This window comes from Azospirillum palustre, assembly GCF_002573965.1.
Lineage (GTDB): Bacteria > Pseudomonadota > Alphaproteobacteria > Azospirillales > Azospirillaceae > Azospirillum > Azospirillum palustre.
Genome location: NZ_PDKW01000038.1, coordinates 317,757 through 318,235, shown reverse-complemented (window position 1 = coordinate 318,235; position 479 = coordinate 317,757). Strand labels below are relative to the sequence as shown.

Below are 479 nucleotides of genomic sequence, written 5' to 3'. Positions count from 1 at the left end.
ACCGCCTCGGCCTTCGCCGCCGGCTGCCCGGTGGTGGTCAAGGGCCATGGCGCCCATCCCGGCACCTCGGAACTGGTCGGCCGCGCCGTCCAGGCGGCGGTGGCCTCCTGCGGCCTGCCCGAAGGCGTCTTCTCGCTGCTGTTCGGCAACGGACGGGAGATCGGCACGGCGCTGGTCGCCGATCCGCGGATCAAGGCGGTCGGCTTCACCGGCTCGCGCGGCGGCGGGCTGGCGCTGATGGGGGTGGCGGCCAAACGGGCGGAGCCGATCCCGGTCTATGCCGAGATGAGCAGCATCAACCCGGTCTTCCTGATGCCGGCGGCGCTGGCATCAAAGGCCGAGGCGCTGGGCAAGGCGTTCGTCGCCTCGCTGACCATGGGCGCCGGGCAATTCTGCACCAACCCCGGCATCCTGCTGGCGGTGGACGGGCCGGACCTCGACCGCTTCGTCGCCGCGGCGGTGGAGGCCATCGGCGGCAG

The 479-nt window shown here is 73.1% G+C and carries 1 protein-coding gene; it reads left to right on the top strand.

Annotated features, from left to right (window positions below):
- The coding region (locus tag CRT60_RS05240; protein WP_143273101.1) for an aldehyde dehydrogenase family protein at positions 1–479 on the top strand (479 nt) is incomplete at both ends.